Consider the following 24,290-nt stretch of genomic DNA (forward strand, 5'->3'; position numbering starts at 1 on the left):
ATGCGATGCGCACCCCGTCCCCTTCCCTCGTCGGCTTGCGATCGCTTGCCACCCCCCGCGCCCTGGCGCGACTCGCCGGCCTGGCGACGCTCGCGTCGATCGCCGGTTGCGTCCCGCCGCCGCGGGCCGAAGCACCGCCGCCCCCGCCGCGCACGGTGACACGGCCCCCCGCGCCGGCGCCGCGCCCGGTACCGATCGCCGCCGACTGGCGCGACTGGCCGTATTCGCCGGGGACGTGGGTGTATCGCCGCGATGCGCGCGGTTCGATTGCGCTGTTCGGGCCGGCCAATGCCGATGCGTCGCTCACCTTGCGTTGCGACACGGCAGCACGCGCAATCTATCTGTCGCGTGCGGGAAGCATGGCGACGCCGCTGACGATCCGCACGTCGAGCATGACGCGCGCGGTGTCGGTCCAGCCGACCGGAGGCACGCCGCCTTATGTCGCGGCCGCGCTGATGCCGAACGATTCGTTGCTGGAGGCGATGGGGTTCAGTCGCGGGCGGTTCGTCGTCCAGCAGCCCGGACTGCCGCCGCTCGTCGTGCCCGCCTGGGCCGAGATAGAGCGCGTCACCGAAGATTGCCGCGGCTGATTTCGACCAACTGGCAGTCGCACAGGATTGCCCGAAAACTTCCGTAAAACAAGGCTTGTATCGCAGGCGCGGTCGGCACACATTGGCGTTGCGGTCAGGCTTGGCCGCGTTGTTTCAACAAGCGAAAGGAGGTGATCCGATGTCTCATGGTTCAGCAGTGAGTTCGGTTCGGTTCGTTCGGGGGACGCACCGCTAAGTCCGCCGGTCCGCGTGGGGAGTATCCTCTCCCAGTCAACACGTGGTCCATAGGATAGGCGGTACGCATGGTCCTCCGGGCTGGAGCTCTCCGGCCGCTGACCATGTCAGGAGGTTGTCGGGTCGTCGGGAGACGATCCGGCAGCCTCTTTTCGTTTGTGGGGTGGTCGTTGGCGGCGGTGGTCGATCCAGGTGCCATTTACGACCACATTGCGTGAGCTAACGATGCCGCCGTCTTCGAAGCCGCTCCCACTGCGCCTAGCTGACGATATCGGCAGGCACGGGCGAGCGGGTGCTAGCTTTCCCTCCCCACCGGTCATCTCCTGTGTTCCGCTTTACGGTCGAGGACGAGGCAATCAAACGTGCATAGGGCCAACGCTGCAGCAGCCGAAGCGTCACAAGTGTGCCCTCCCCCTGCGCCGTCATCCTGACGAAAGTCAGGATCCAGGGTCGCAAAGGGCTGCATTTGGTTACTCTAGATCCTGACTTTCGTCAGGATGACGGGACGTAGGCGGGACCGAGTGGGCTGCTGATGCACGCAGCTCGACCTGCTACGCGTGTTGCCGCCCCCCGCCCTTGGTCCGTAACTGCCCCTACAGGAACGACTTCGCCCGATTGAGGACGATGCTGCACATCCGCGTCTTCACCTGCCCGCCGAGGTCGTCGAGCGAAAACGCCTGCCCGTTCGGCGCCTGCACTTCGCCGTCTTGTCCGGCGGCATAGCCCGGCGACGTCTGCACATCTTGCCGTCCGGTCAGTCGCTGGAGGATCGATTGCGCGCCGGTCGCCGGGGCTTTCGCGGTGCTGCCCGCTCGCGGTGCATTCCGCCCACCGGTCAGCGCACCAAGCGCACCACCCTGCCCGAGCAGATTGTTCTTCAGGCAATAACCGAGCAGGCCAGCCGCGTTCCCGGCACCGATCGATCCGACGCTCGGCAACGCACCACCGAGCAGGCCACCCAGGCCGCCAAGTCCACCCAGACCGCCAAGACCGTTTTGCGTCGACGCCGACTCCGGTGCGCTGGTCTGGGCCGAGGCAGCGGTCGCAAGGGCGAAGGCTGCGACGAGAGCGATTGCGGTCTTGGGCATGATACGGAGCTCCGATAAGGTCGTATTACCAACAGGACTGGCCGGGGTGCGTTCCGAACTCGGCTTCGTTCAGCCGCCTGCAAAGAACGCGTCGACGGATCCGCGCTTGGCGCTCAACGCCGCCGCCACCCGTCGGCGAGCATCGTAATATACCAGTGCCGTCGCGGCCGGATCGGTCTTGCGAAGGCGCGCGGCGTCCGCGTCCGTCAGGCTGCTCTCGCGCGCGACATGATCCGCATACCCCTCCTGCTGCCAGGTCGGGAGCATCGCACTGCGCACTTCGCCGACATGGTTGGCGATCATGATGTGCGTCGACTCGTGCGTGATCACCCCGGACAGCGTCCGGATACCGCCGATCGCACGACCGTTCGTCACGCGATCCGCGGCGATGTCGCTGCGGTTGAAGACGATCGCCGAACTGAAGGGCCGGCGGAACGCGAAGGCGCCCGGTGACTGGATCGCCAGAAGGCGCCACCGCCAGCCGCCGTCCGTCAGGAACAGCGACCGATCGAGCGGCCCGGTGTAGATCGGGCTGGCGCGCAACAACCCTTCCGCGTGCGCCAGTTCGCTGGCGATACGCGGATCGATCGGACGCTCGGCATAGACGGTGCCGGTGCCGATCCGCTGCTTATACGGAAACGCTAACAGCTGCGGCGCGTAGATAGTCGCGACGGCAAGCAGAAGGAGGATGGCCACGACCCACCGGACGCGGCCCTGCCCCCTTCTGCGTGCGCGGGTCGTCATGCCGGCGTCAGCAACCCCTCACGCGCGATCTTCTCGCGCCAGACCAGAGGCGCGAGCTGGTGGACGTTCTCGCCCGCGGAATCGACCGCGACGGTCACCGGGAAGTCGCTGACCTCGAACTCGTATATCGCTTCCATGCCGAGATCCGCAAAGCCGACGACCTTCGATCCCTTGATCGCGCGCGCGACCAGATAGGCCGCGCCGCCGACCGCCATCAGATACGCCGACTTGGCCTCCGCGATCGCCTTGGTCGCATCGCCGCCGCGCTCCGCCTTGCCGACCATCGCGAGCAGACCCTGGTCGAGCATCATCCGCGTAAACTTGTCCATCCGCGTCGCCGTGGTGGGGCCCGCAGGTCCGACGACTTCATCGCCGACCGGATCGACCGGGCCGACATAATAGATCACGCGACCCTTGAAATCGACCGGCAGCGGCTCGCCCGCGTCGAGCATGTCCTTGATCCGCTTGTGCGCCGCGTCGCGCCCGGTCAGCATCTTGCCGTTGAGCAGCAGGCGGTCGCCATGCTTCCACGTCTGCACGACTTCGGGCGTCAGCGTGTCGAGATCGACCCGGATCGCGGCCTTGTCGGGCGTCCAGCTGACGTCGGGCCATTCCTCCAGCTTCGGCGCCTCCAGATACACCGGGCCCGAGCCGTCGAGCACGAAATGCGCGTGGCGGGTGGCGGCGCAGTTGGGGATCATCGCTACCGGCTTCGACGCGGCGTGCGTCGGCCAGTCGAAGATCTTCACGTCGAGGATGGTGGACAAGCCGCCCAAGCCCTGCGCGCCGATGCCGAGCGCGTTGACCTTGTCGTAGATCTCGATCCGCAGCGCCTCGATGTCGTTCCTGGGGCCCCGTGCCTTCAGCTGCGCCATGTCGATCGAGCCCATCAGCGACTGCTTGGCGAGGATCATCGACTTTTCCGCGGTGCCGCCGATGCCGATGCCGAGCATCCCGGGCGGGCACCAGCCGGCGCCCATCTGCGGGATCATCTCGAGCACCCAGTCGACGATCGAGTCGGATGGGTTCATCATCTTGAACTTCGACTTGTTCTCGCTGCCGCCGCCCTTCGCCGCGACGTCGATCGAGACGGTGTTGCCGGGCACCATCTCGACATGCATCACGCTCGGCGTGTTGTCCTTGGTGTTGCGACGGGTGAAGGCAGGGTCGGCGAGGATCGACGCACGCAGCTTGTTCTCGGGGTTGAGATACGCCTTCCGCACGCCCTCATCGATCACTTCCTGGAGCGAGCGGGTCGAGTCGAGGCGGCAATCCTGGCCCCATTTGACGAAGATCGTGACGATCCCGGTATCCTGGCAGATCGGGCGGTGACCCTCCGCGCACATCCGGCTGTTGGTGAGGATCTGCGCGATCGCATCCTTGGCGGCGGGGCTCTGCTCGGCCTCGTACGCGACGCCCAGTGCGCGGATGTAATCCATCGGGTGGTAGTAGCTGATGAACTGGAGTGCGTCGGCGACGCTTTCGATCAGGTCGGCTTCGGTGATGACGGTCATGCAACGCCTCTAAGATACGGATATACGCGCATCTTAACGGCGTTCGCGACGCGGAGGAAGCGCGCGGGCTCTTCGATATCCCATCCAGTCGATGGGGTATTGCGCGCGATGTCGGTCCCTTGTAGCCTTTGCTACCGAAACACCCTGTTGCACACAGCAACACAACGCTCGGCCTGGATCAACACGGAGATTATCCATGAAGAAGATCGCATTCGTACCGATACTTGCAGTCCTCGGCCTTGGCCTCGCTGCCTGCAACAAGACTGCCGATACGGCCAACACGAGCTCGGTCGAGACGAACACGGTGGTCGAAGAGTCGGATGCGAACTTCTCTGCGGTCGATGGCATCGATACCGCCAACGATACCGATCTGGGCAATGCCGAGCTATCGAATGGTACGACGAACGCCCAATAAGCGCATCGGTCAGCGAGCGGGGCAAGACGATCGCTGGCTTTTCGCAGAATTGAAATATTACCCCCCCATACCGGGGGAGTTTTCAGTCGTTGCGCAAGCAATGTTTGCTAACGTCTTTTCCCTCTACTTGACCGTCCAAAATCTCGTCTTGTTTTTAAGGCGCCTCGTCGCCGATCAATATTTTAGCGTATTCCTATCACGTCGATCTGGATTACAAAGTCGCAACGTCAAGGCGAAGTGAAGCTCCCTGGACGGACCCTCGGCGGCTCGGTGGATCTCCCGCCGGGCCGTTTTTTTGGTCGTCGGTCGCGCGGGGAAAGCAGCCAACGTCTGGACGAGGTCATGACCGGATGCGCGCTGCAACACGCACACGGCAGACTTACCGTATGAAACGAGAGCGGGCTGGAATGACCCTGCGATCATTCCAGCCCGCTTTCATTGCCAGCAACCCTGCATCACTGCCGGGACGCATAGTGCGTCGGGGCGATTACATCGGCGGGGTCAGGCCGTCCTTGCCGACCGCAACCGATTTGGCGCCGGAAGCATCGGTCGAGACGATCGCGAACAGCTTCTGGCCCTTAGCGAGAACCGTGCGCTCGGCTGGCTCGAACCGGACGATCGGCGTGCCGACGGGGACGACGACCTGAGCCTTGCCGCCCTTGTACGAGATGTTCAGCTTGGTCTCGCCGGGCTTGCCTGCGCCACCTGTGACCGTGCCATTCGTCATACCGCTCTGCTGCGCGACCGTGCCGTTGGTCATCGCACTCTGGCCATCGACGGTGCCGTTGGTCATCGCACTCTGGCCATCGACGGTGCCGTTGGTCATCGCGCTCTGCCCGTCGACGGTGCCGTTGGTCATCGCGCTGGACCCGTTCGTGCCGCCGCCTGCAGCCGCGACCGCGCCGGGGACGTCCCAGGGATAATGCCCCTCGCCGGTGCCGCGCATCGCCTCGGGGAAGATCACCAGTTCGACCGCGCGCAGGGCGTCGTCGGGGCCCGTGGTCGCGGTGCCGATGAAGTCGCCGTCCTTGAGCGTCGACAGGTCGGACTTCACCACCCAGGCGAACTTGGTGTTGGCGTCGAGCGGCACGGTGGCCGACTTGCCGTCATAGGTCTGGACGGTCAGCGCATCGGTGCCGATCGCGGTGATGACGCCGCGGACGCGGTTGACCGCCGGGGTCGCGCTCGCCGCGGCGCTGGTGTTGCCCATGGCGATGTTCGCGGTCGTGGTGTTCGAGTCCGTCGAAGTCGTCTGACCACAGCCGCCGAGGACCGCGATCACGCCGCCCAGCAGCATCAGCTTTTTCGTCAACATCGCAGTAAATCCTTCACAATATCAAAGCGTAGCGCCGAGACGGCACCGGCGATCGGTTCGCAGACGGCCATGATGATATGGTCGATGTGGCTCACCGCCGAAAGGGGCAATCGGTCGCATCGCGTGAACAGGGCGTGCGGGCGACCGGAAGGCGATTTCGGCGGCGGCAGGCCGACTTCGGCTTTCCGCGCGGCGCTGCCCCGCCTAGAATGGGCCGATGCAGGATATCAGAAACATCGTCGTCCTGACGGGCGCGGGCATCTCGGCGGAGAGCGGGATCGCGACGTTTCGCGGGCCGGGCGGCTTGTGGGAGGGGCACCGTGTCGAAGACGTGTGCACGCCCGAGGCGCTCGCGGCGGATCCGGAACTGGTGCACCGGTTCTACGATCTGCGGCGCGCGGCTCTGGCGGGGGTCGAGCCTAACGCCGCGCACCACGCGCTGGCGCGGCTGGATGCGGCTTGGGCGGGCGAACTGCTGATCGTCACGCAGAATGTCGACGACCTGCATGAGCGGGCGGGGGCGACGCGGATGCTGCATATGCATGGCGAGTTGTTGTCCGCGCTGTGTGCCGTTTGTGGGGCACGTAAGGCTTGGACCGGGGCGTTGCCTGAGGGGTCGGTTTGCGGCGCGTGCGGGGCGGCGGCGTTGCGGCCGGACATCGTGTTCTTCGGCGAGGTGCCGTACCAGATGGAGCGGATCGAGGCGGCGCTGGCGAAGGCCGATCTGTTCGTGTCGATCGGCACGTCGGGCGCGGTATATCCGGCGGCGGGGTTCGTGCAGACCGCGGCGTATCATGGTGCGCGGACGCTGGAGCTGAACCTCGATCCTTCGATGGGGAGCGTGTTCTTCGAGCAGACGCGGATCGGTGCGGCGGGCGTACTGGTGCCGGCCTGGGTGGACGAGGTACTGGGCCGATAGTCAGGCAGGCACGGGCCTGACGGACGATCGCGTATAGGACCGCGTCCAGAACCAGATACCCGCCACGATCATTGGCACGCTGAGCGTCTGCCCCATCGTCAGACCCCACCAAAGGTGATCCAGCCCGGCGTCGGGCTGGCGGACGAACTCGAGCAGGAACCGTGCTGTGCCGTAGAGGATCAGTCCGGTGCCGAGCAGCCGCCCCGGACGGAGCCGCGCGTCGGTGCGCCAGAACAGATATGCGAGCACGATCATGGTGACGCCGCCCTCAAGCGCGGCTTCGTATAGCTGGCTGGGGTGGCGGGGGATGCCGTCCTGCGTGCCGGGGAAAATCACCGCCCAGGGCAGCGAACTCGGCCGGCCCCATAATTCCCCGTTCACGAAATTGGCGATCCGTACCAGCACGAGCCCAAACGGCGTCGCGCACGCGACATAGTCGCAGACGCGGAGCAGCGAGAGGCGATGGCGGCGGGTGAACACAATGAGGCTGACGATCACGCCGAGGAACCCGCCATGCAGCGACATCCCGCCCTGCCAGAGTTTCAGTACGTCCAGCGGATCGCGCCAGATTTCCGGCCGGTAGAACAGGCAATAGCCAAGGCGGCCGCCGATGATGATCCCGAGCGTCAGGTAGAAGACGAGGTCGTCGACGTGGCGTTCGGCCATCGGCGCGCCGGATCGCCGAAGCATTTTCCGCAGGTACCACCAGCTCAAGGCGATCATCGCGATGTAACTGAGCGCGTACCATCTAAGCTGGAACAGGCCGAAATCCCAGGCGACCGGGGAAAGAGGAAGCTGGTCGTAGCGGATCGCTGAGGTCGCATCGATCATAGTCAGCATCGTGTGGTCCTCGTCCGGCTGAGCGGGCGTGAGAACGATAGCATGCGCGGGCGAGAGAACGGCGCAGTTTCGGCCGGGCGATCAAGTAACGGTTTACTATTGCGGGATCGGATCGCGAAATACTGACCCGAGATGTTCCCCCGCGAAGGCGGGGGCCCAGTCTGCCCCCCCGCCTTCGCGGGGGAACATCCTTCTTTAATTTAAACGCTACGCCACACAGCTCGGCTCCCACCCCGGCGAAGGCCGGGGCCCAATTGGAGAGGTCAAAGTAACGGTGCGCTGGCCGCGGTTACGAACGTGCCCCAATCGGGCCCCGGCCTTCGCCGGGGTGGTATGTGTTGAACCCTAATCCACCCAGTCGAGGCCCATGTCGCGGTAGACTTCGCGGTCTTCGTCCCAGCCGGGTTTGACCTTTACGTGCAGGTACAAGTGGACGGGCTTGCCGGTGATCGAGGCGAGTTCGATGCGGGAGCGAGCGCCGATCTCCTTGATGCGGACGCCGCCCTTGCCGAGCACGATCGCGCGCTGGGTGGGGCGTTCGACGAGGATCTGCTGGTGGATCTCCAGCGAGCCGTCCTGGCGTTCGATATACTGCTCGGTCTCGATCGTGCTCGCGTAGGGGAGCTCGGCGTGGAGCTGGAGGTACAGCTGCTCGCGCGTGACTTCGGATGCCAGTGCGCGCTCGGTCGAGTCGGAGACCTGGTCCTCGGGGTAGTGCCACGGACCTTCTGGCATCGCCTTGGCAAGCTGCGTCTTGAAGTGGGCGAGGCCGTCGCCGGTGCCGGCGCTGATGAAGAACGTCTCGGCGAACGGGAGCAGTGCGTTGAGTTTCTCGGCGTGGATCAGCAGCTTGGTCTTGTCGGCGAGATCGACCTTGTTGAGGATCAGCCAGATCGGCTCGGTCCGGCCGACCAGCGATTCGACGATCGTGGTGACCTTGCCACCGATACCGCCCTTGGCATCGACCACCAGCGCGACGATGTCGGAGCCCTCCGCGCCACCCCAGGCGGCGGCGACCATCGCGCGGTCGAAGCGGCGTTTGGGCTCGAAGATGCCGGGCGTGTCGACGAGCAGGATCTGCGTATCGCCCTCGATCGCGACGCCCATCAGTTTCGCGCGCGTCGTCTGCGCCTTGGGGCTGACGATCGCGACCTTCTGGCCGACGAGCGCGTTAACAAGCGTCGACTTGCCCGCGTTCGGCGCGCCGACGATGGCGACTAGGCCGCAATGCTTGGGGGCAGAGATTTCAGGGATAGTAGGTTCGGTCACTTAGGCTCTTTTCGGCATCGGGATATTCGAGGCGGGTCATACAGATAAAACGCTGTCGCGTCATTCCCGCCAAACTGCGGCCCTGCCCGTCGTCGCGCGGTTCACAGTTTAGGAAAGAGAAGTTGGTTCACGCGGAGGCGCGGAGCCGCGGAGATGGTGTGGATGGGGCTCGCGCCGTCTGCAATTATGCAGCGCCGATTAGCTCGGAGGCGTTCGGGGCAAGGCCAGAGTTCCAATCGCACCGCCTCCGCGGCTCCGCGTCTCCGCGTAAACCATTCTTCTCAGCCGAGCTTCTCCAGCAGCGCCTTGGCGGCGGCGGTCTCGGCTTCCTGTTTGCTGGAGCCGGTTGCAGTCGCTTCGGCGAGTTTGCCGACTGACACCAGTATCGTGAATTTGGGGGCGTGGCCGGGGCCGGTGCGTTCGACGATGGTGTATTCGGGGGGCTTGCGGTTGTGGGCGGCGGCCCATTCCTGGAGGGCTGATTTGGGATGTTGCGGGGCTTTTGCGCCGGCCTGGACGCGGTCCCCCCATGCGCCGCGGACGAAGGCGCGCGCGGCGTCTAGGCCGGCTTCCTGGTACCAGGCGCCGATCAGCGCTTCCATTACGTCGCCGAGTACGTTGTCGCTGTCGCTCGCGCCGTCGTCGCGGGCCTGCTTGCCGAGCTTGAGGTGCGTGCGGACGCCGAGTTCTCGGGCGACGTCGGCGCAGACCGGGCCGGTGACGAGCGCGTTGAGGCGTTTCGACAGCGAGCCCTCGGGGTCGGTCGCGAACAGTTCGTAGAGCCACTCAGCGATGATCAGGCCGAGGACGCGGTCGCCGAGGAACTCGAGTCGTTCGTAGTTCGCCGCGGCCTGGCTGCCGTGCGTCAGCGCGCGCTCATAGGGGGCGAGGTTGGTCGGTGCGCGGCCGAAGAGCGTCGCCAGCCAGCTGGCGAGGTCGCTCAAAAGCCTTCCCCAATACGGCTCCAGCGCGCGGCACTGACCCAGGTCCAGGGCTTCAGCCATTCGGCATTGCCGTCGGTCGAGAAGAAGTTGACGACCGCCTTGCCCTCGACGTTCTCGAGCGGGACGTAGCCCATGCCCTGCGGTGCGGGGAACCGGCTGTCGCCGCTGTCGTCGCGGTTGTCGCCCATTACGAAGATGTGTCCGGCGGGGATCGTGTAGAGCCCGGTGTCGTCGCGGTCGGGCAGTTCGGCCTGGTCGAGCACTTCGTAGCTGCGGCCGCCCGGCAAGGTTTCGCGGAAGCGGGGGTAGCGGCAAATTTGGACGTTTGCGACGACGTCGACGAACGGCGCGCCGCATTTCTCGGCGGTGAAGTTCTCGGTCAGCGGGATCGTGAAGTCGGCGATGCGCTGCTTCGGGATCGCCTTGCCGTTGAGGTAGACGATGCCCTGACGCATCTGGATGGTCTCGCCGGGCAGGCCGATGACGCGCTTGATGACGTCGTGGTCGAGCACTTCGGGCGCGCGGAAGACGACGACGTCGCCGCGCGTCGGCGTGCTGCCGAAAATGCGGCCGGGGATCAGCGGGATACCGGCGGGGAGCGACCAGCGCGAATAGCCGTAGTTCCACTTCGAGACGAAGAGATAGTCGCCGATCAGCAGCCGGGGCAGCATCGACTCGGACGGGATGCTGAACGGCGCGAAGATGAAGCTGCGGAGGATCAGCACGACCACCGCGAGCTTCAGCAGGAAGCGGAACGTTTCGCTGGTTTCCGAGCGCTGGGGTTTGGTCTTAACGTCATTTGCCATGTGCGCGGGTTTGCTCAACCTGCGCCTATCGTCAAGCGTGTGCGGGATACGTGTCACCGAAAGAGCGTTGTCGCGGTCTCGCGCTTGCAGCATGACCGGCGCGCACGTCTATTCGGAGAAGCAGCATGACCGCCGACTGGTCCAAGATCGAAGCCCTGCCCGCCACCAAGCTGACCGACCTGTTCGCGGCGGACTCGGAGCGCCTCTCGAAGCTGAGCCTCGACGTCGCCGGGATCCACTTCGACTGGTCGAAGACTCACCTGACGACGGACATGGTCACTGCGTTCGAGGAAATGGCGAAGGCGCAGGACCTGTCGGGCAAGCGGCAGGCGCTGTTCTCGGGCGAAATCGTCAACGTCACCGAGGGCCGCGCGGTCGAGCACACCGCCGAGCGCGGCGAGGGCAAGCCCGAGAGCGTCGCGATCGCGCAGGCGAGCCACCAGCGCATGCGGACGCTGATCGATGCGATCGAAGCCGAGGCGCTGGGCCCGGTGCGGCACATCCTGCACGTCGGGATCGGTGGGTCGGCGCTGGGGCCGCAGTTGCTGGTCGATGCGCTGGGGCGTGACGACAAACGGTACGACGTGGCGATCGTCGCCAATGTCGACGGCGTGGCGCTGGAGGACGTGTTCGCGAAGTTCGATCCGGCGGCGACGTTGCTGGTGGTCGCTTCAAAGACTTTTACGACGACCGAGACGCTGATGAACGCCGAAAGCGTGTTGCAGTGGATGACCGAGCATAATGTCGAGGATCCGTATGGCCGCGTGATCGCGCTGACCGCGTCGCCCGAGAAGGCGATGGAATGGGGCGTCGACGAGACGCGAATTCTGCCGTTCGCGGAGAGCGTCGGTGGGCGCTATTCGCTGTGGTCGACGATCGGTTTTCCGGCGGCGATCGCGCTCGGTTGGGATCGGTTCGAGGAGCTGCTCGAAGGTGCGGCCGAGATGGATCGGCATTTCCGGCTGTCGGCGCTCCATGAGAATGCGCCGGCGCTCGCGGCGTTCGCCGACCTCTATTACACGCAGATCCGCCATGCCGAGACGCGCGCGCCGTTCGCGTATGACGAGCGGTTGCGGTTGCTGCCGAGCTATCTCCAGCAGCTCGAGATGGAGTCGAACGGCAAGTCGGTGACGGTCGACGGCCAGCCGCTCGGGCGTCCTTCGGCGGCGATTACTTGGGGTGGGGTCGGTACGGAGGCGCAGCATGCGGTGTTCCAGTTGCTCCACCAGGGCACGCATCTCGTGCCGGTCGAGTTCATCGCGGTAATCGAGCCGGGCGATACGTTACCCGAGGAGCATCACCGGGCGCTGTTGTTCAACGCGTTCGCGCAGGGGGCTGCGCTGATGGCGGGCAAACAGGTCGAGGATCCGGCGCGGAGCTATTCGGGCGATCGGCCGTCTTCAACGCTGCTGCTGAACGATCTGGATGCGCGAACGCTGGGCGCGTTGATCGCGTTTTACGAGCACCGGGTGTTCGTGAACGGCGTGTTGCTGGGGATCAATTCGTTCGACCAGTTCGGGGTTGAGCTGGGGAAGGAAATGGCGAAGGCTGCTGAGAAGGGCGGGCAGACGTTCGATCCTTCGACGGACGATCTGATCAAGCGCGCGTTTGGGTAAAACACGGTCGTCATCCCGGACTTGATCCGGGATCCAGAGCCACGCGCGGCATCGGGCGTGGCTCTGGATCCTGGGTCGAGCCCAGGATGACGGAGTTTCGATACCATCGGAGCGTTTGCCGATTATGCCCGTCTTTCTCGCCGTCGCGCTCGCCGCCTCCCCCACCGTCACGCAGATGAAGTGGGAGCGGCGTGTGTTGATCGTCTCCGCCCCGACAGCCGGAGACCCCGCGCTCGCCGAGCAACGGCGCATCCTCGTCGGGTGGAAAATCCACGCCGCCGCCCGCGACCTCACTGTCGTCGAGATTGTTGGTGACACGGTCCGAGGAGCAAGCGACCCAGCCGCAGCGCTTCGCCGCAAATACCACCTGCCCGCCACCTTTACCGCGGTCCTGATCGGCAAGGACGGCGGCGAGAAACTGCGTAGCGCCAAGCCCTTCCCCGCCGCCGCGCTGGAAGCAACGATCGATGCGATGCCGATGCGCCAGGCGGGCCAACGATAGAGCCAGCCGATCAGTGTGATCGCCGCGGCGGGGTTGCCGCCGCATCCGCCCTGCCCCAGATGGCATGCAAAGCCGCGAAGCGCCGCGCGACCTGCAAGGACTGCCTGTGACCGATACCCAATTCGACTATGACCTCTTCGTCATCGGCGCAGGCTCGGGTGGCACGCGTGCGTCGCGCGTCGCCGCTGCGCACGGTGCACGCGTTGCCGTCGCCGAAGAATACCGGGTTGGTGGGACCTGCGTCATTCGCGGGTGCGTGCCGAAGAAGCTGCTGATCTACGGCGCGCATTTCGCCGAGGATTTGAAGGACGCCAAGCGGTTCGGCTGGCAGGTGCCCGACAATTGCGCGTTCAGCTGGCCGACGTTGCGCGACAACGTGATGGAGGAGGTCGACCGGATCAACGGCGCCTACACGCAGACGCTCCAGAACAACCATGTCGACATCATCCACCAGCGCGCGGTCGTCTCCGGGCCCAACGAAGTCACGCTGGCCGATGGCACCGTCAAGACCGCGGCGAAAATCCTGATCGCGGTCGGTGCGCATCCCTTGACCCCGGAGTTCCCCGGCTCGGAACACGGCATCACCTCGAACGAGGTGTTCCACCTCGACGACGTGCCGAAGCGCGTGCTGATCGCCGGCGCGGGCTATATCGCCAACGAGTTCGCCGGGATTTTCCACCAATTCGGGTCGCACGTGACGCTGGTCAACCGGACCGATGTGATCCTGCGCGGCTATGACGAATCGATCCGCGACCGGTTGCTCCAGATCTCGATGAGCAAGGGCATCGATTTCCGCTTCAACGCAGCGTTCGAGCGCATCGAGCAGGGCGAGGACGGTTGCCTGACGGTCAGCATGAAGGGCCATGAGCCGATCGTCGTCGACCTCGTGATGTTCGCGACCGGCCGCTTGCCCAACACCAAGGGCCTCGGGCTCGAAACCGCTGGCGTCGAGATGGACGCAGCGGGCGCGGTGATCGTCGACGAAGACAACAAGTCGAGCTGCGACTCGATCTTTGCGGTCGGCGACGTCACCAACCGCATCCAGCTGACCCCGGTCGCGATCCGCGAGGGACAGGCGTTCGCAGACACGTTCTTCGGCAACAAGCCGACCCGGGTCGATTACGCCAACGTCCCCGCCGCGGTGTTCAGCCACCCGCCGATGGCCGGCGTCGGCATGACCGAATCGCAGGCCAAGCAGGCGCTGGGATCGGTGAAGGTCTACACGTCCGACTTCCGGCCGATGAAGAACGTGCTGGCGGGCCGCAACGAGCGCTCGCTGTACAAGATGATCTGCGACGGCGAGACCGACCGGGTGGTGGGTATCCACATGATCGGGCCCGACTGCCCGGAAATCCTGCAATCCGCCGCGGTGGCGGTAAAGGCCGGACTGACCAAGGCGGACTTCGACGCGACGGTCGCACTGCATCCGACGATGGCCGAAGAATTAGTCCTTATGAAGTAAGGGATTCTCTGCTTTCGGCGAGCAAACGTCGCGACGGATCACCGTCCTGATAGTCACAGGTGAGCGGCAAATCCCTGCAACACATGGGTTGTTGCGGAAAAGACACGTCTTGTCGCGCAATGACCACGCCCCCTAGCCTAAGGGTGGATGCCGGCCAAAACGCGGCGTAAGCCGCCTCTCCCGGCAGCATACGCAAACATGCGCGGCGCCGGGACCGTCTCCATGAGGAGCGGTTCGCGGGAGTGGATCAGGGCATGGAAGCGCGGGAAATCGCGACGCAGGATACCGACAGTCGGCGCACAGCCCGACCTGACGGTGCGATGCGCGTACCGTCTGTCCCGATGCGCCTTCCCAACAGGGGACTTTGGGACATGAAGACGATGATGGCCACGGCGTTGCGCGCCGCACTGGCGGCGACGACGATACTCGGCACCGCGGCTGCATTGGTTGCCCCCGCTTCGGCGCAGACCACGACCGCGGCGATCCGCGGCCAGGTGCGTGACGCGGCCGGAGCGACGGTCGCCGGCGCGACCGTGGTCGCGGTCAATGACGGGACCAACCAGACGTTCCGCGCGACCACCAGCGCGACCGGCAGCTATGTGCTGAACGGCCTGCGCCCCGCCACCTACACGATCACGTTCACCGGTCCCGACGGCAAGATTTCGGCGCAGCGGATCTCGGTCGGCGTCGGCCAGTCCGCGACGCTCGACGCGGTGCTCGCGGCACCGACCGCGGCGGCCCCTGCTGCCGGCGCGACCGCCGAGGGTGGCACCACCACCGGCGGCACCAACGAAGGCGGCGAGATCGTCGTCACCGCGGGCAAGCTGGTCGAGACCAAGACCTCCGAAGTCGCGACCAACGTCAGCCAGGCGCAGATCCGCATCCTGCCGCAGGGCGATCGCAACTTCCTGACCTTTGCCGCGCTCGCACCCGGCGTCCGCTACAACGACAGCGAGACCAACAAGGGCATCACCGCCGGCGCCTCGCCCGCGAGCCAGGTCAACGTCTTCATCGACGGCACCAGCCTGAAGAGCCAGACGCTCGGCGGCATCGCCGGCCAGACCGACAGCCGCGGCAACCCGTTCGGACAGCTTGCGGTGGGCGAATTCCGCGTCCTGACGCAGAACTACAAGGCCGAATACGAACAGGCCGGCTCGGCGATCATCACCGCGATCACCAAGTCGGGCACCAACGATTTCCACGGCGAGATGTTCGGCCAATATACCGATCGCAGCCTGACCGCCGCCAACATCATCGACCAGCGCGCCGGCCGGGAAAAACCGAAGTTCGAGCGCAAGCAGTACGGCATTTCGCTCGGCGGCCCGATCATCAAGGACAAGCTGTTCTTCTTCGGCGCGTACGAAGGCAACGACCAGGATCGCGCATCGAGCGTGACCGTCGGCAACCCGACACCGCAAAACCTCGCGCGCTTCGGCCAGTATGAAGGCACCTATGTCAGCCCGTACCGCGGCGATTTCTACTTCGGCAAGCTGACCTTCACGCCCGACGAGCGCCAGGTGTTCGACCTGTCGTTCAGCCGCCGCCAGGAGACCGACATCTCCGGGTTCGGCGCCAATTTCGGCTCGGCAAACATCGCGTATTCGGCGGCGGTCAACAAGATCAACAAGACCGACACCTATACGTACAAATGGACCTATACCGGCGACAGCTTCGTCAACGAATTCAACGCGACCTATCTCGACACGGTCTATAACCCGTCGTCGCTAAACCCCGACGATCCGAGCTTCCAATATGAGGGCGTCATCACCTTCGGCGGCAAGGATTCGACGCAGCGGATCAGCCAGCAGAGCTACACGCTACGCGACGACCTGACGTATAACGGCCTGGACAACCACGTGATCAAGGGCGGCATCCGCTTCGCCTTCCAGGATTACGACTTCACCAAGAACTTCTATGTCCAGCCGAACTACTTTTTCCAGAACGACGCCAAAAGAGGGCTGGATTTCAGCTTTCCGGCGACCGCGCAACTCGGCGTCGGCAACCCGCGGATCATCGCGTCGAACTCGCAGCTCGGGGTGTATCTGCAGGACGACTGGGACATCACCAGCAAGCTGCAACTCAACCTCGGCCTGCGCTGGGACTATGAGAGCAACCTGTTCAACAACAAGTATCGCACGCCCGCCGCGGCGGTCGCGACGTTGAACGCGCTGCCCAAGACCGATTATTTCGATCCTGCGAACTATATCACCGACGGCACCGATCGCCCGACGCGCAAGGACATGTTCCAGCCACGCGTCGGCTTCAGCTACGACTTCAACGACGACCAGCGCACCGTCCTGTTCGGCGGCTACGGCAAATATTACGACCGCAACGTCTTCAACAACACGCTCGACGAGCAATTCCGCCTGCAATACCAGACCGGCGTCTTCTACTTCTCGCGCGATGGCCAGCCTCGCGACGGCAACCCCACCGCGGTGTGGAACGAAAGCTACCAGACGCGGGAAGGCCTGCTCGCACTGCGCCAGACTGCGCAGACCGGCCTGCCCGAACTGTTCGCCGTCAAGAACAACGCGAAGGCGCCGTCGACCGACCAGTTCAGCCTCGGCCTGCGCCAGAAGTTCGGGATCTTCCGCGCCTCGGTGACCGGGTCGTATGTCCGCGGGCAGAACGGCTACACGCATCTGTTCGCAACGCGCAACGCGGACGGATCATGCTGCGACACGTCGATCCCCCGCGCGAACGGCTTCGGCAACGTGCTCATCGGTTATGATGGCCTGCGGACGCGCTACAAGGCGCTGCTGGTGACGATCGACAAGGATTACACCGTGTCGTCGGGCTGGGGCTTCAACCTCGCCTACACGCTGTCGAAGGCGGAGCAGGACGGCGGCGATCTGTTCAGCCTCGATAAGGTGACGCCCGATCAATATGGCTGGCGGCCGATCGCCGATCAGGACGAGCGCCACCGGATCGTCCTGTCGGGGATCGTCGACCTGCCGGTCGGGTTCCAGTTCTCGACGCTGACGACGCTCGGCAGCGGCACCGCGTTCCAGCTGCTCGACCAGTCCGCGGGCACCAGCATCAACCAGCAGACCATCCGATCGCTGTACCGGCCGAAGAACTGCCTCGGCAGCGTGTTCGCGTTCTGCGAGGTCAATCTGACGCTGCAGAACAACATCAAGGTGTTCGACACGCACAACATCAACGTCGCGGTCGACCTGCTCAACGCCTTCAACAACAAGAACTATACCGGCTATTCGGGCAACCTCGGCGTCGGCGAGACCTACAGCTTCGGCGGGCCGACCAACCTGCCGACCGGACTGCTCACCCTGCCGCGTCGCTTCCAGTTCAGGGTCGGATATCGTTTCTGATGCGTTAATCGGCGGGCGGCCATGTTGGTCGCCTGCCGCCATCGGCGGTCCCCGATCAGGAGTATCCATGCTCGACAGACGGCAGTTTCTGGGCACCGGCGCACTATCACTTGGCGGACTGACAGCAGGGTGTACATCGGTCGGACGACCGATCGTCAAAGCGTTTCAAGAGGTTACGGGCTTCACGCCGGCACCGGCGCCGTCCGCCAACCCGCTCATCGACAATCTGCAGGAGCGCGCGTTCCTGTATTTCTGGGATACGACGAATCCGGTGACCGGGCTTGCGCTCGATCGCTGGCCGACGCCGTCTTTCTCGTCGATCGCCGCGGTAGGCTTCGCGCTTACCGCGTATCCGATCGGCGTGGTCAACGGCTGGATCACGCGCGAACAGGCGCGTAAGCGGACGCTCGCCACGTTGTCGTTCTTCGCCAACGCGCGGATGGGGCCGGAACCCACCGGCAACAGCGGCTACAAGGGCTTCTTCTACCACTTCCTCGGCATCACCAAGGGCCAGCGGTTCGCGCGTGCGGAAGTGTCGACGATCGATACCGCGCTGATGCTCGCCGGCATGCTGTTCGCGCAAAGCTGGTTCGATGCGGATCATCCCGAGGAACAGCGGATCCGCTCGCTGGCCGACCAGATCTACGGCGCGGTCGACTGGACCTGGATCACGCCGCGCGCGCCGTTCCTGTCGATGGGCTGGCATCCCGAGAACGGGTTCATCCCAAGCGACTGGAACATCTACAACGAGGGGATGCTGATGTACCTCCTCGCGCTGGGTTCGCCGACGCATCCGCTGCCGCCGTCGACCTGGACCGCGCTGACCGAGAAGTTCGAGCCGAGCTGGACCGATCGCTACGGCGCGGCCTATCTCCATTACCCGCCGCTGTTCGTCCACCAGTACAGCCATGTCTGGGTCGATTTCCGCGGCATCCGCGACGCGTATATCGCGACCAAGGACATCGATTATTTCGAGAACAGCAAGCGCGCGACGATCGCGCAACGCGACTATGCGATCGCCAACGGCGGTACCAACGGCGCCGGGTTCGCGGGCTATGGACCGGACATCTGGGGGCTGACCGCGTGCGACGGGCCGGGCGATTTCAAGGCGACGATCGGCGGGCGGCAACGCGAATTCTTCAGCTATTCGGAACGCGGCCCCGGCGCGCGCGACGACGGCACGTTGGCGCCGACCGCCGCGGTCGGATCGATCGTGTTCGCGCCCGATCTCGTCATCCCGGCGATCACCGCGATGCACGATCGCTATGGGAAGGGCATCTACGGCAAATACGGGTTCTTCGATGCGTTCAACCCGACGCTCACCGAGATGGGCGAACCGTTGAAGCACGGCCGGATCGTCCCCGACGTCGGCTGGGTCGACAACGACTATCTCGGCATCGACCAGGGGCCGATCGTGGCGATGATCGAGAACTGGCGGACCGGCATGGTGTGGAACACGATGCGGAAGAACCCGCATATCCGCCGCGGGCTCGACCGTGCCGGGTTTACCGGGGGATGGCTGGCGCGGGTGCCGTAACGGGGGTTTCGCGGAGGCGCCGGACCGCCTAGAGGATCGACATACCCGATCCTCGAAAGGTTCCAGCATGCGTGAAGCCGCCATCGTCTCGACCGCCCGTACCGCCATCGGCAAAGCGTATCGCGGCGCGTTCAACGCGACCGAGGCGCCGGTGCTCGCGGGCCATGTGATGAACGCGGTGGTCGAGCGTGCGGGGATCGATCCGGCGCGGATCGATGAGGTGTTCTGGGGCGTCGGCAACCAGCATGGTACGCAGGGTGGCAATGCCGGGCGGATGGCGATCTTCGCGGGCGGGCTGCCGGAGTCGGTGCCGGCGTTCACGCTCGACCGGAAGTGCGGATCGGGGCTGACTGCGGTGGCGCTCGCGGCGCGGACGATCATGTGCGACGAAGCCGACGTGGCGCTGGCCGGCGGGATGGAGTCGATCAGCTTCACGGTGACCAAGGACGCGCCGCGCTACGTCAATGCGAGCGTGATCGCCAAGGAGTCGGCGGCGTACATCCCGATGATCGAGACCGCCGAGATCGTCGCGGAGAAATACGGCATCAGCCGCGAGGCGCAGGACGAATACGCCGCGATGAGCCAGCAGCGTGCTGCCGCCGGGCTGGCGAGTGGGGCGTTTGCCGAGGAGATCGTGCCGATCACGGTGGAGAAGGCGCTCTACGACAAGCAGGGCGCGCATGCCGGGATCGAGAGCGTCACCCTGTCGCAGGACGAGGGCATTCGCGCGGGGACGACGCTGGAGGGATTGCGCGGACTGAAGACGGTGTGGCCGGGGGGTGAATTCTCGGGTCCGGGGTCGAACGTGACCGCGGGTAATGCGAGCCAGTTGTCGGACGGGGCTTCTGCGCAATTGCTGATGGACCGCAGGACCGCGGAGGCGGAGGGCAAGGACATCCTCGGCATCTATCGCGGGTTCCAGGCGGCGGGGTGCAGCCCGGCGGAAATGGGCATCGGGCCGATCTTCGCGATACCGAAACTGCTCGACCGCGCGGGGCTGTCGGTTGGCGACATCGGGCTGTGGGAGCTGAACGAGGCGTTCGCGTCGCAGTGCCTCTATTGTCGCGATTTCCTCGGGATCGATCCGGAGAAGTACAACGTCAACGGCGGCGCGATCGCGGTCGGACATCCGTTCGGGATGACGGGGTCGCGGCTGGTCGGGCATGCGCTGATAGAGGGGCGCAAACGCGGCGTGCGCTATGTGGTGGTGTCAATGTGCACCGCGGGGGGCATGGGCGCGGCGGGGTTGTTCGAGATCGTCTGAGCTTCTTCGCCCCCCCTGGAAGGGAGGGGTTGGGGTGGGTCGCCCAGTTGGCAGGCGTCTTGTCCGCCCAGCAGCCAACCCACCCCCGGCCCCTCCCTTTCAGGGAGGGAAGAGCGATCAGTTTCCGGACTCAGTCCGCGAAGAGCAGGACCGGGGTTTCGAGGTACTTCTTCAACCCTTGCACGAAGCTTGCCGCGTCCCACCCGTCGACGACGCGGTGGTCGCAGCTTATCGACAGGTTCATAAGCTTGGCGCGAATCACCTCGTCACCCTTGAAGACCGGGCGTTCGACGATCTTGTTGGGGCCGATGATCGCGACTTCGGGGCGGTTGATGACCGGGGTCGTGGCGATGCCGCCGAGCGGGCCGAGCGAGGTTACCGTGATCGTGCCGCCGCCCATCTCGCTGGGGGCTAGCTTGCCGGCGCGCGCCGCTTCGGCAAGGCGGGTGATCTCGGTGGCGAGCTGCCAGACGTTGCGGTCCTGTGCGTCGCGGATCACGGGGACGGTGAGGCCGGCGTCGGTCTGCGCGGCCATGCCGAGGTGGATGGCGCCGTGCCGCGTGACCACGCCCGCCTCGTCGTCGTAGCGCGCGTTCATCATCGGGAAGTCGGGGATGGTCTTGCAGATCGCGACGATCATCAGCGGCAGCATCGTCAGCTTTGGGCGGCCGCCGCGGTTGGCGTTGAGGTCTGCGCGCATCGCTTCCAGGGCGGTGACGTCGATCTCGTCGACATAGGTGAAGTGCGGGATCGCGCGCTTCGAGGCGGCCATGTTCTCGGCGATGCGGCGACGCATGCCGATGACTTTGATGGGCTGGTCCTCGCGAGCGCGCGACGCGTGCGGGGGGTGGTAGCCTTCGCCCGAGCCGTAGCGGAGGTAGGCGTCGAGGTCGGCGTGGCGGACGCGGTCGGAGTCGGTTTTGACAGAGGCGAGGTCGATGCCGAGGTCGCGGGCGCGAGCGCGGACCGCTGGGGATGCGAGCGCGTGGGGCTGCTGATCCGTGCCACCGAGAGTGGCGCCCTTCTGCTCCCTCTCCCCTGCGGGGAGAGGGCTGGGGTGAGGGGTTGGGGCAGTTGCCGGCGTTTCCGCCTGGGGCTGCCCCTCACCCCGACCCTCTCCCCGGAGGGGAGAGGGAGGTGTCTCGACCACTTCTTCGACGCCCGGATTCTCGGCTTCGTATTGTTCGGCGGTCTCGGCCTGCGCCAACGTCAGCGGCGCGGCGACGACGTCTTCCGCGGCGTCGACCGCGTCCGTCTCGATCACGACCAGCGCAGCGCCGATCGACACCTGGTCGCCGACTTCGCCCGCGAGTTCGACGACCACGCCCGTCACCGGCGATTCCATCTCGACAGTGGCCTTGTCGGTCATCATGTCGGCGATTGGCGAATCCTCCTCGACGCGGTCGCCGATGGCGACGTGCCATGCGACGATCTCGGCCTCGGAGATGCCTTCGCCGATGTCCGGCAGCTTGAAGGTGAAGCGGGCCATTATGCGTCCTTCATGATCTTTTTCAGGGCTTCGCCGATGCGGACCGGCCCCGGGAAATACGCCCATTCGAGGCTGTGCGGGTACGGCGTGTCGAACCCGGTCACGCGCTCGATCGGCGCCTCGAGATGGTAGAAACAGCGTTCCTGGACGATCGCCGACAGCTCCGCGCCGAACCCGCTGGTGCGCGTCGCCTCGTGGACGATCATGCAGCGACCGGTCTTCTTCACCGATGCCTCGATCGTCTCGATATCGAGCGGCACGAGCGTGCGCAGATCGACGATCTCGGCGTCGATTCCGGCTTCGGCGACGACGGCCGCGCAGACGTGGACCATCGTGCCGTAGGCGAGGATCGTGAGCGCCTCGCCGGCGCGGACGATCTTCGCCTTGCCGAGTTCGATCTTGTAATAGCCGGTCGGGACTTCGCCGGCCGGATGCTTCGACCAGTTCTGCGACGGGCGGTCCCAATAGCCGTCGAACGGGCCGTTATAGATGCGCTTGGGCTCGAAGAAGAGCGTCGGGTCGTTATCCTCGATCGCGGCGATCAGCAGGCCCTTGGCGTCGTAGGGCGTCGACGGAATGACCGTCTTGATCCCCGACATGTGCGTGAAGAGCCCCTCGGGCGACTGGCTGTGAGTCTGCCCACCGAAGATGCCGCCGCCGAACGGCGAGCGGACCGTGATCGGCGAGGTGAACTCGCCCGCCGAGCGGTAGCGGAGGCGCGCGGCTTCGGAGACGAGCTGGTCGAGCGCGGGGTAGATATAATCCGCGAACTGGATCTCGGGGACGGGGCGCAGACCGTACGCGCCCATGCCGACCGCGACACCGATGATGCCGCATTCGGTGATCGGGGTGTCGAACACGCGGGTCTTGCCGTGCTTGGCCTGGAGGCCGGCGGTCGCGCGGAACACGCCGCCGAAATAACCGACGTCCTCGCCCATGACGATCACGTCGGGGTCGCGCTCCATCATGATATCCATGGCGGAGTTAATCGCCTGGATCATGTTCATGCGGGTGGTGGGCTCGGCGTCCGTTGCCTCTGACCCTGGTGCCTCGATCATGTCGCTCATGCCTTGCGATCCCATGGACGGCCGCTGGCCGTTTCCTCGTCGAGCATCTGCTGGCGCTGCTCCTTCAGATGCCACGGCAGTTCCTCGAACACGCCGTCGAACAGCGATTCGAGCGGCTGATGGAGGCCGTGGCCAAGAATGCCGTTCTTCTCGGCTTCCTTCTGCGCGGCCTTGACCTGCTCGGCGAGTTCCTTGTCCTGCGCGGCGTGGCGCTCGTCGTCCCATTCGCCGATCGCGATGAGGTGATCCTTCAGACGCTTGATCGGGTCGCCGAGCGGCCAGGCGTTGGGTTCGCCTTCGCTGCGATACTGGCCGGGATCGTCGGAGGTCGAGTGGCCTTCCGCGCGGTAGGTGAAATGCTCGATCAGCGTCGGGCCCTGGTTGGTGCGCGCACGCTCGGCGGCCCATTCGGTCGCGGCATAGACTGCCAGCGCATCGTTGCCGTCGACGCGGAGCCCGGCGATGCCGTAGCCGACCGCACGCGCCGCGAACGTCGTTGCCTCGGCGCCGGCGAACCCGGAGAAGCTGGAGATCGCCCACTGATTGTTGACGACGTTGAAGATCACCGGCGCACGGTAGACCGCGGCGAACGTGCAGGCGGAGTGGAAGTCGCCCTCGGCGGTCGAGCCCTCGCCGCACCACGTCGCGGCGATCCGCGTGTCGCCCTTGGCGGCGGACGCCATCGCCCAGCCGACCGCCTGTGGGTACTGCGTCGTCAAATTGCCCGAGATCGAGAAGAACCCGGCTTCCTTGACCGAGTACATGATCGGCAACTGCTTGCCGCCCAGCCGGTCCGCCGTGTTCGAATAGATCTGGTTCATCATGTCGACGAGGCTCCAGCCCCGTGCGATCAGCAGCCCTTGCTGGCGGTACGAGGGGAAGCACATGTCCTCGTAGTCGAGCGCATAGGCCGCCGCGACCGCGACCGCCTCCTCGCCGAGCGCCTTCATGTAGAAGCTGGTCTTGCCCTGTCGCTGCGCGCGGAACATTCGTTCGTCGAACGCGCGTAGCAGCGCCATGCTGCGCAACATCCGGCGCATCACGTCGGGCGAAAGCTTGGGGTCCCAGGGGCCGACCGCGTTGCCATCGTCGTCGAGCACGCGAACCAGCGTATAGGCGAGATCGATGAAGTCCGACGCCTTGTCAGCGGTGTCGGGGCGGCGCGCTTGACCGGCAGGCGGCACGTCGACTTCGGCGAAGTCCACCGCGTCGCCGGGGCGGAACTTCGGCTCGGGGATATGCAGCGTAAGGGGCTGCAAATTGGCGCGCGGATGCTCGCTTGCCATCGTGATTCCATCTCCATGAGGCCGCCGTGACCGCGGAACACTCTTACCGACGCTTGTTATTAAATTTCAACGCAGATTGCGAGGGGGAGTTGCGCATTC

The 24,290-nt window shown here is 65.3% G+C and carries 20 protein-coding genes; 9 read left to right on the forward strand and 11 right to left on the reverse strand.

Translation table 11 applies throughout. The annotated features are described in order from the left end of the window. Positions 1–5: 5 nt before the first annotated feature. Positions 6–590, forward strand: a complete 585-nt coding sequence (locus tag C8J44_RS10030; protein ID WP_259466797.1) for a hypothetical protein — start codon at positions 6–8, stop codon at positions 588–590. Positions 591–1,378: 788 nt separating this feature from the next. Here the strand turns inward: C8J44_RS10030 and C8J44_RS10035 are convergent. From C8J44_RS10035 to C8J44_RS10045, 3 genes are all read right to left on the reverse strand, one after another. Then, positions 1,379–1,873, reverse strand: coding sequence for a DUF2501 domain-containing protein (locus C8J44_RS10035; RefSeq protein WP_121904360.1), 495 nt, complete (start codon positions 1,871–1,873; stop codon positions 1,379–1,381). A 69-nt stretch (positions 1,874–1,942) separates the two neighbouring features. Beyond that, positions 1,943–2,569: a hypothetical protein gene (locus C8J44_RS10040; RefSeq protein ID WP_147453168.1), complete on the reverse strand. Its 627-nt coding sequence runs from the start codon at positions 2,567–2,569 to the stop codon at positions 1,943–1,945. A gap of 44 nt (positions 2,570–2,613) precedes the next feature. Further along, positions 2,614–4,131, reverse strand: coding sequence for a fumarate hydratase (locus C8J44_RS10045; protein WP_121904362.1), 1,518 nt, complete (start codon positions 4,129–4,131; stop codon positions 2,614–2,616). A gap of 196 nt (positions 4,132–4,327) precedes the next feature. Between C8J44_RS10045 and C8J44_RS10050 the strand changes: the two genes are divergently transcribed. Further along, positions 4,328–4,546, forward strand: coding sequence for a hypothetical protein (locus C8J44_RS10050; protein ID WP_121904363.1), 219 nt, complete (start codon positions 4,328–4,330; stop codon positions 4,544–4,546). 487 nt (positions 4,547–5,033) lie between these two features. Here C8J44_RS10050 and C8J44_RS10055 read toward each other — a convergent pair whose 3' ends face one another. After that, positions 5,034–5,861, reverse strand: a complete 828-nt coding sequence (locus C8J44_RS10055; RefSeq protein ID WP_183128751.1) for a hypothetical protein — start codon at positions 5,859–5,861, stop codon at positions 5,034–5,036. Between the two features lie 217 nt (positions 5,862–6,078). Here C8J44_RS10055 and C8J44_RS10060 point away from each other — a divergent pair, with 217 nt between their 5' ends. Further along, positions 6,079–6,780, forward strand: a complete 702-nt coding sequence (locus C8J44_RS10060) for an NAD-dependent deacylase (protein WP_121904364.1) — start codon at positions 6,079–6,081, stop codon at positions 6,778–6,780. Here C8J44_RS10060 and lgt read toward each other — a convergent pair whose 3' ends face one another. The 4 genes from lgt to lepB form a co-directional block, all read right to left on the reverse strand. Then, positions 6,781–7,620, reverse strand: coding sequence for a prolipoprotein diacylglyceryl transferase (lgt, locus tag C8J44_RS10065; protein ID WP_121904365.1), 840 nt, complete (start codon positions 7,618–7,620; stop codon positions 6,781–6,783). A 345-nt stretch (positions 7,621–7,965) separates the two neighbouring features. Next, entirely contained in the window at positions 7,966–8,889 is a 924-nt protein-coding gene (gene era / locus C8J44_RS10070; RefSeq protein WP_259466798.1) for a GTPase Era, read from the reverse strand. A 281-nt stretch (positions 8,890–9,170) separates the two neighbouring features. Further along, positions 9,171–9,875, reverse strand: coding sequence for a ribonuclease III (gene rnc / locus C8J44_RS10075; RefSeq protein ID WP_259466829.1), 705 nt, complete (start codon positions 9,873–9,875; stop codon positions 9,171–9,173). Beyond that, complete coding sequence (lepB, locus tag C8J44_RS10080) at positions 9,830–10,639, reverse strand: signal peptidase I (protein WP_121904367.1); 810 nt, start codon at positions 10,637–10,639, stop codon at positions 9,830–9,832. The genes rnc and lepB overlap by 46 nt, the downstream gene beginning before the upstream one ends. Positions 10,640–10,764: 125 nt before the next feature. Between lepB and pgi the strand changes: the two genes are divergently transcribed. From pgi to C8J44_RS10110, 6 genes are all read left to right on the forward strand, one after another. Continuing rightward, positions 10,765–12,255: a glucose-6-phosphate isomerase gene (gene pgi / locus C8J44_RS10085; protein ID WP_121904368.1), complete on the forward strand. Its 1,491-nt coding sequence runs from the start codon at positions 10,765–10,767 to the stop codon at positions 12,253–12,255. A 124-nt stretch (positions 12,256–12,379) separates the two neighbouring features. Continuing rightward, a complete protein-coding gene (locus tag C8J44_RS10090) occupies positions 12,380–12,757 on the forward strand; it encodes a DUF4174 domain-containing protein (RefSeq protein ID WP_121904369.1) in 378 nt (125 codons plus the stop codon). 106 nt (positions 12,758–12,863) lie between these two features. Continuing rightward, positions 12,864–14,219 carry a glutathione-disulfide reductase gene (gene gorA, locus C8J44_RS10095; protein ID WP_404969196.1) on the forward strand — a complete coding sequence of 452 codons (1,356 nt, stop codon included), beginning with the start codon at positions 12,864–12,866 and terminating at the stop codon, positions 14,217–14,219. Positions 14,220–14,590: 371 nt separating this feature from the next. Next, the gene (locus tag C8J44_RS10100) at positions 14,591–17,548 is read left to right on the forward strand and encodes a TonB-dependent receptor domain-containing protein (protein ID WP_121904371.1); all 2,958 of its coding nucleotides are present in this window, start codon (positions 14,591–14,593) and stop codon (positions 17,546–17,548) included. Between the two features lie 67 nt (positions 17,549–17,615). Then, positions 17,616–19,085 (forward strand): glucoamylase family protein, encoded by a 1,470-nt coding sequence (locus C8J44_RS10105; protein ID WP_121904372.1) that lies wholly within the window; start codon positions 17,616–17,618, stop codon positions 19,083–19,085. A 67-nt stretch (positions 19,086–19,152) separates the two neighbouring features. Further along, the gene (locus tag C8J44_RS10110; protein WP_121904373.1) at positions 19,153–20,349 is read left to right on the forward strand and encodes a thiolase family protein; all 1,197 of its coding nucleotides are present in this window, start codon (positions 19,153–19,155) and stop codon (positions 20,347–20,349) included. A 130-nt stretch (positions 20,350–20,479) separates the two neighbouring features. On the opposite strand, the gene C8J44_RS10115 is transcribed toward C8J44_RS10110, so the two are convergent. From C8J44_RS10115 to C8J44_RS10125, 3 genes are read right to left on the reverse strand one after another with little or no spacing between them, the layout of a single operon-like run. Beyond that, positions 20,480–21,838 (reverse strand): dihydrolipoamide acetyltransferase family protein, encoded by a 1,359-nt coding sequence (locus tag C8J44_RS10115; protein ID WP_121904374.1) that lies wholly within the window; start codon positions 21,836–21,838, stop codon positions 20,480–20,482. Then, the gene (locus tag C8J44_RS10120; RefSeq protein ID WP_056053047.1) at positions 21,838–22,845 is read right to left on the reverse strand and encodes an alpha-ketoacid dehydrogenase subunit beta; all 1,008 of its coding nucleotides are present in this window, start codon (positions 22,843–22,845) and stop codon (positions 21,838–21,840) included. Before C8J44_RS10120 ends, C8J44_RS10115 begins: the two co-directional genes overlap by 1 nt. A 56-nt stretch (positions 22,846–22,901) precedes the next feature. Continuing rightward, positions 22,902–24,191 carry a thiamine pyrophosphate-dependent enzyme gene (locus C8J44_RS10125; protein WP_056066799.1) on the reverse strand — a complete coding sequence of 430 codons (1,290 nt, stop codon included), beginning with the start codon at positions 24,189–24,191 and terminating at the stop codon, positions 22,902–22,904. Positions 24,192–24,290: the final 99 nt, after the last annotated feature.

Origin of the sequence: Sphingomonas sp. PP-CE-3A-406, assembly GCF_003688625.1 — a bacterium.
Taxonomy (GTDB): domain Bacteria; phylum Pseudomonadota; class Alphaproteobacteria; order Sphingomonadales; family Sphingomonadaceae; genus Sphingomonas.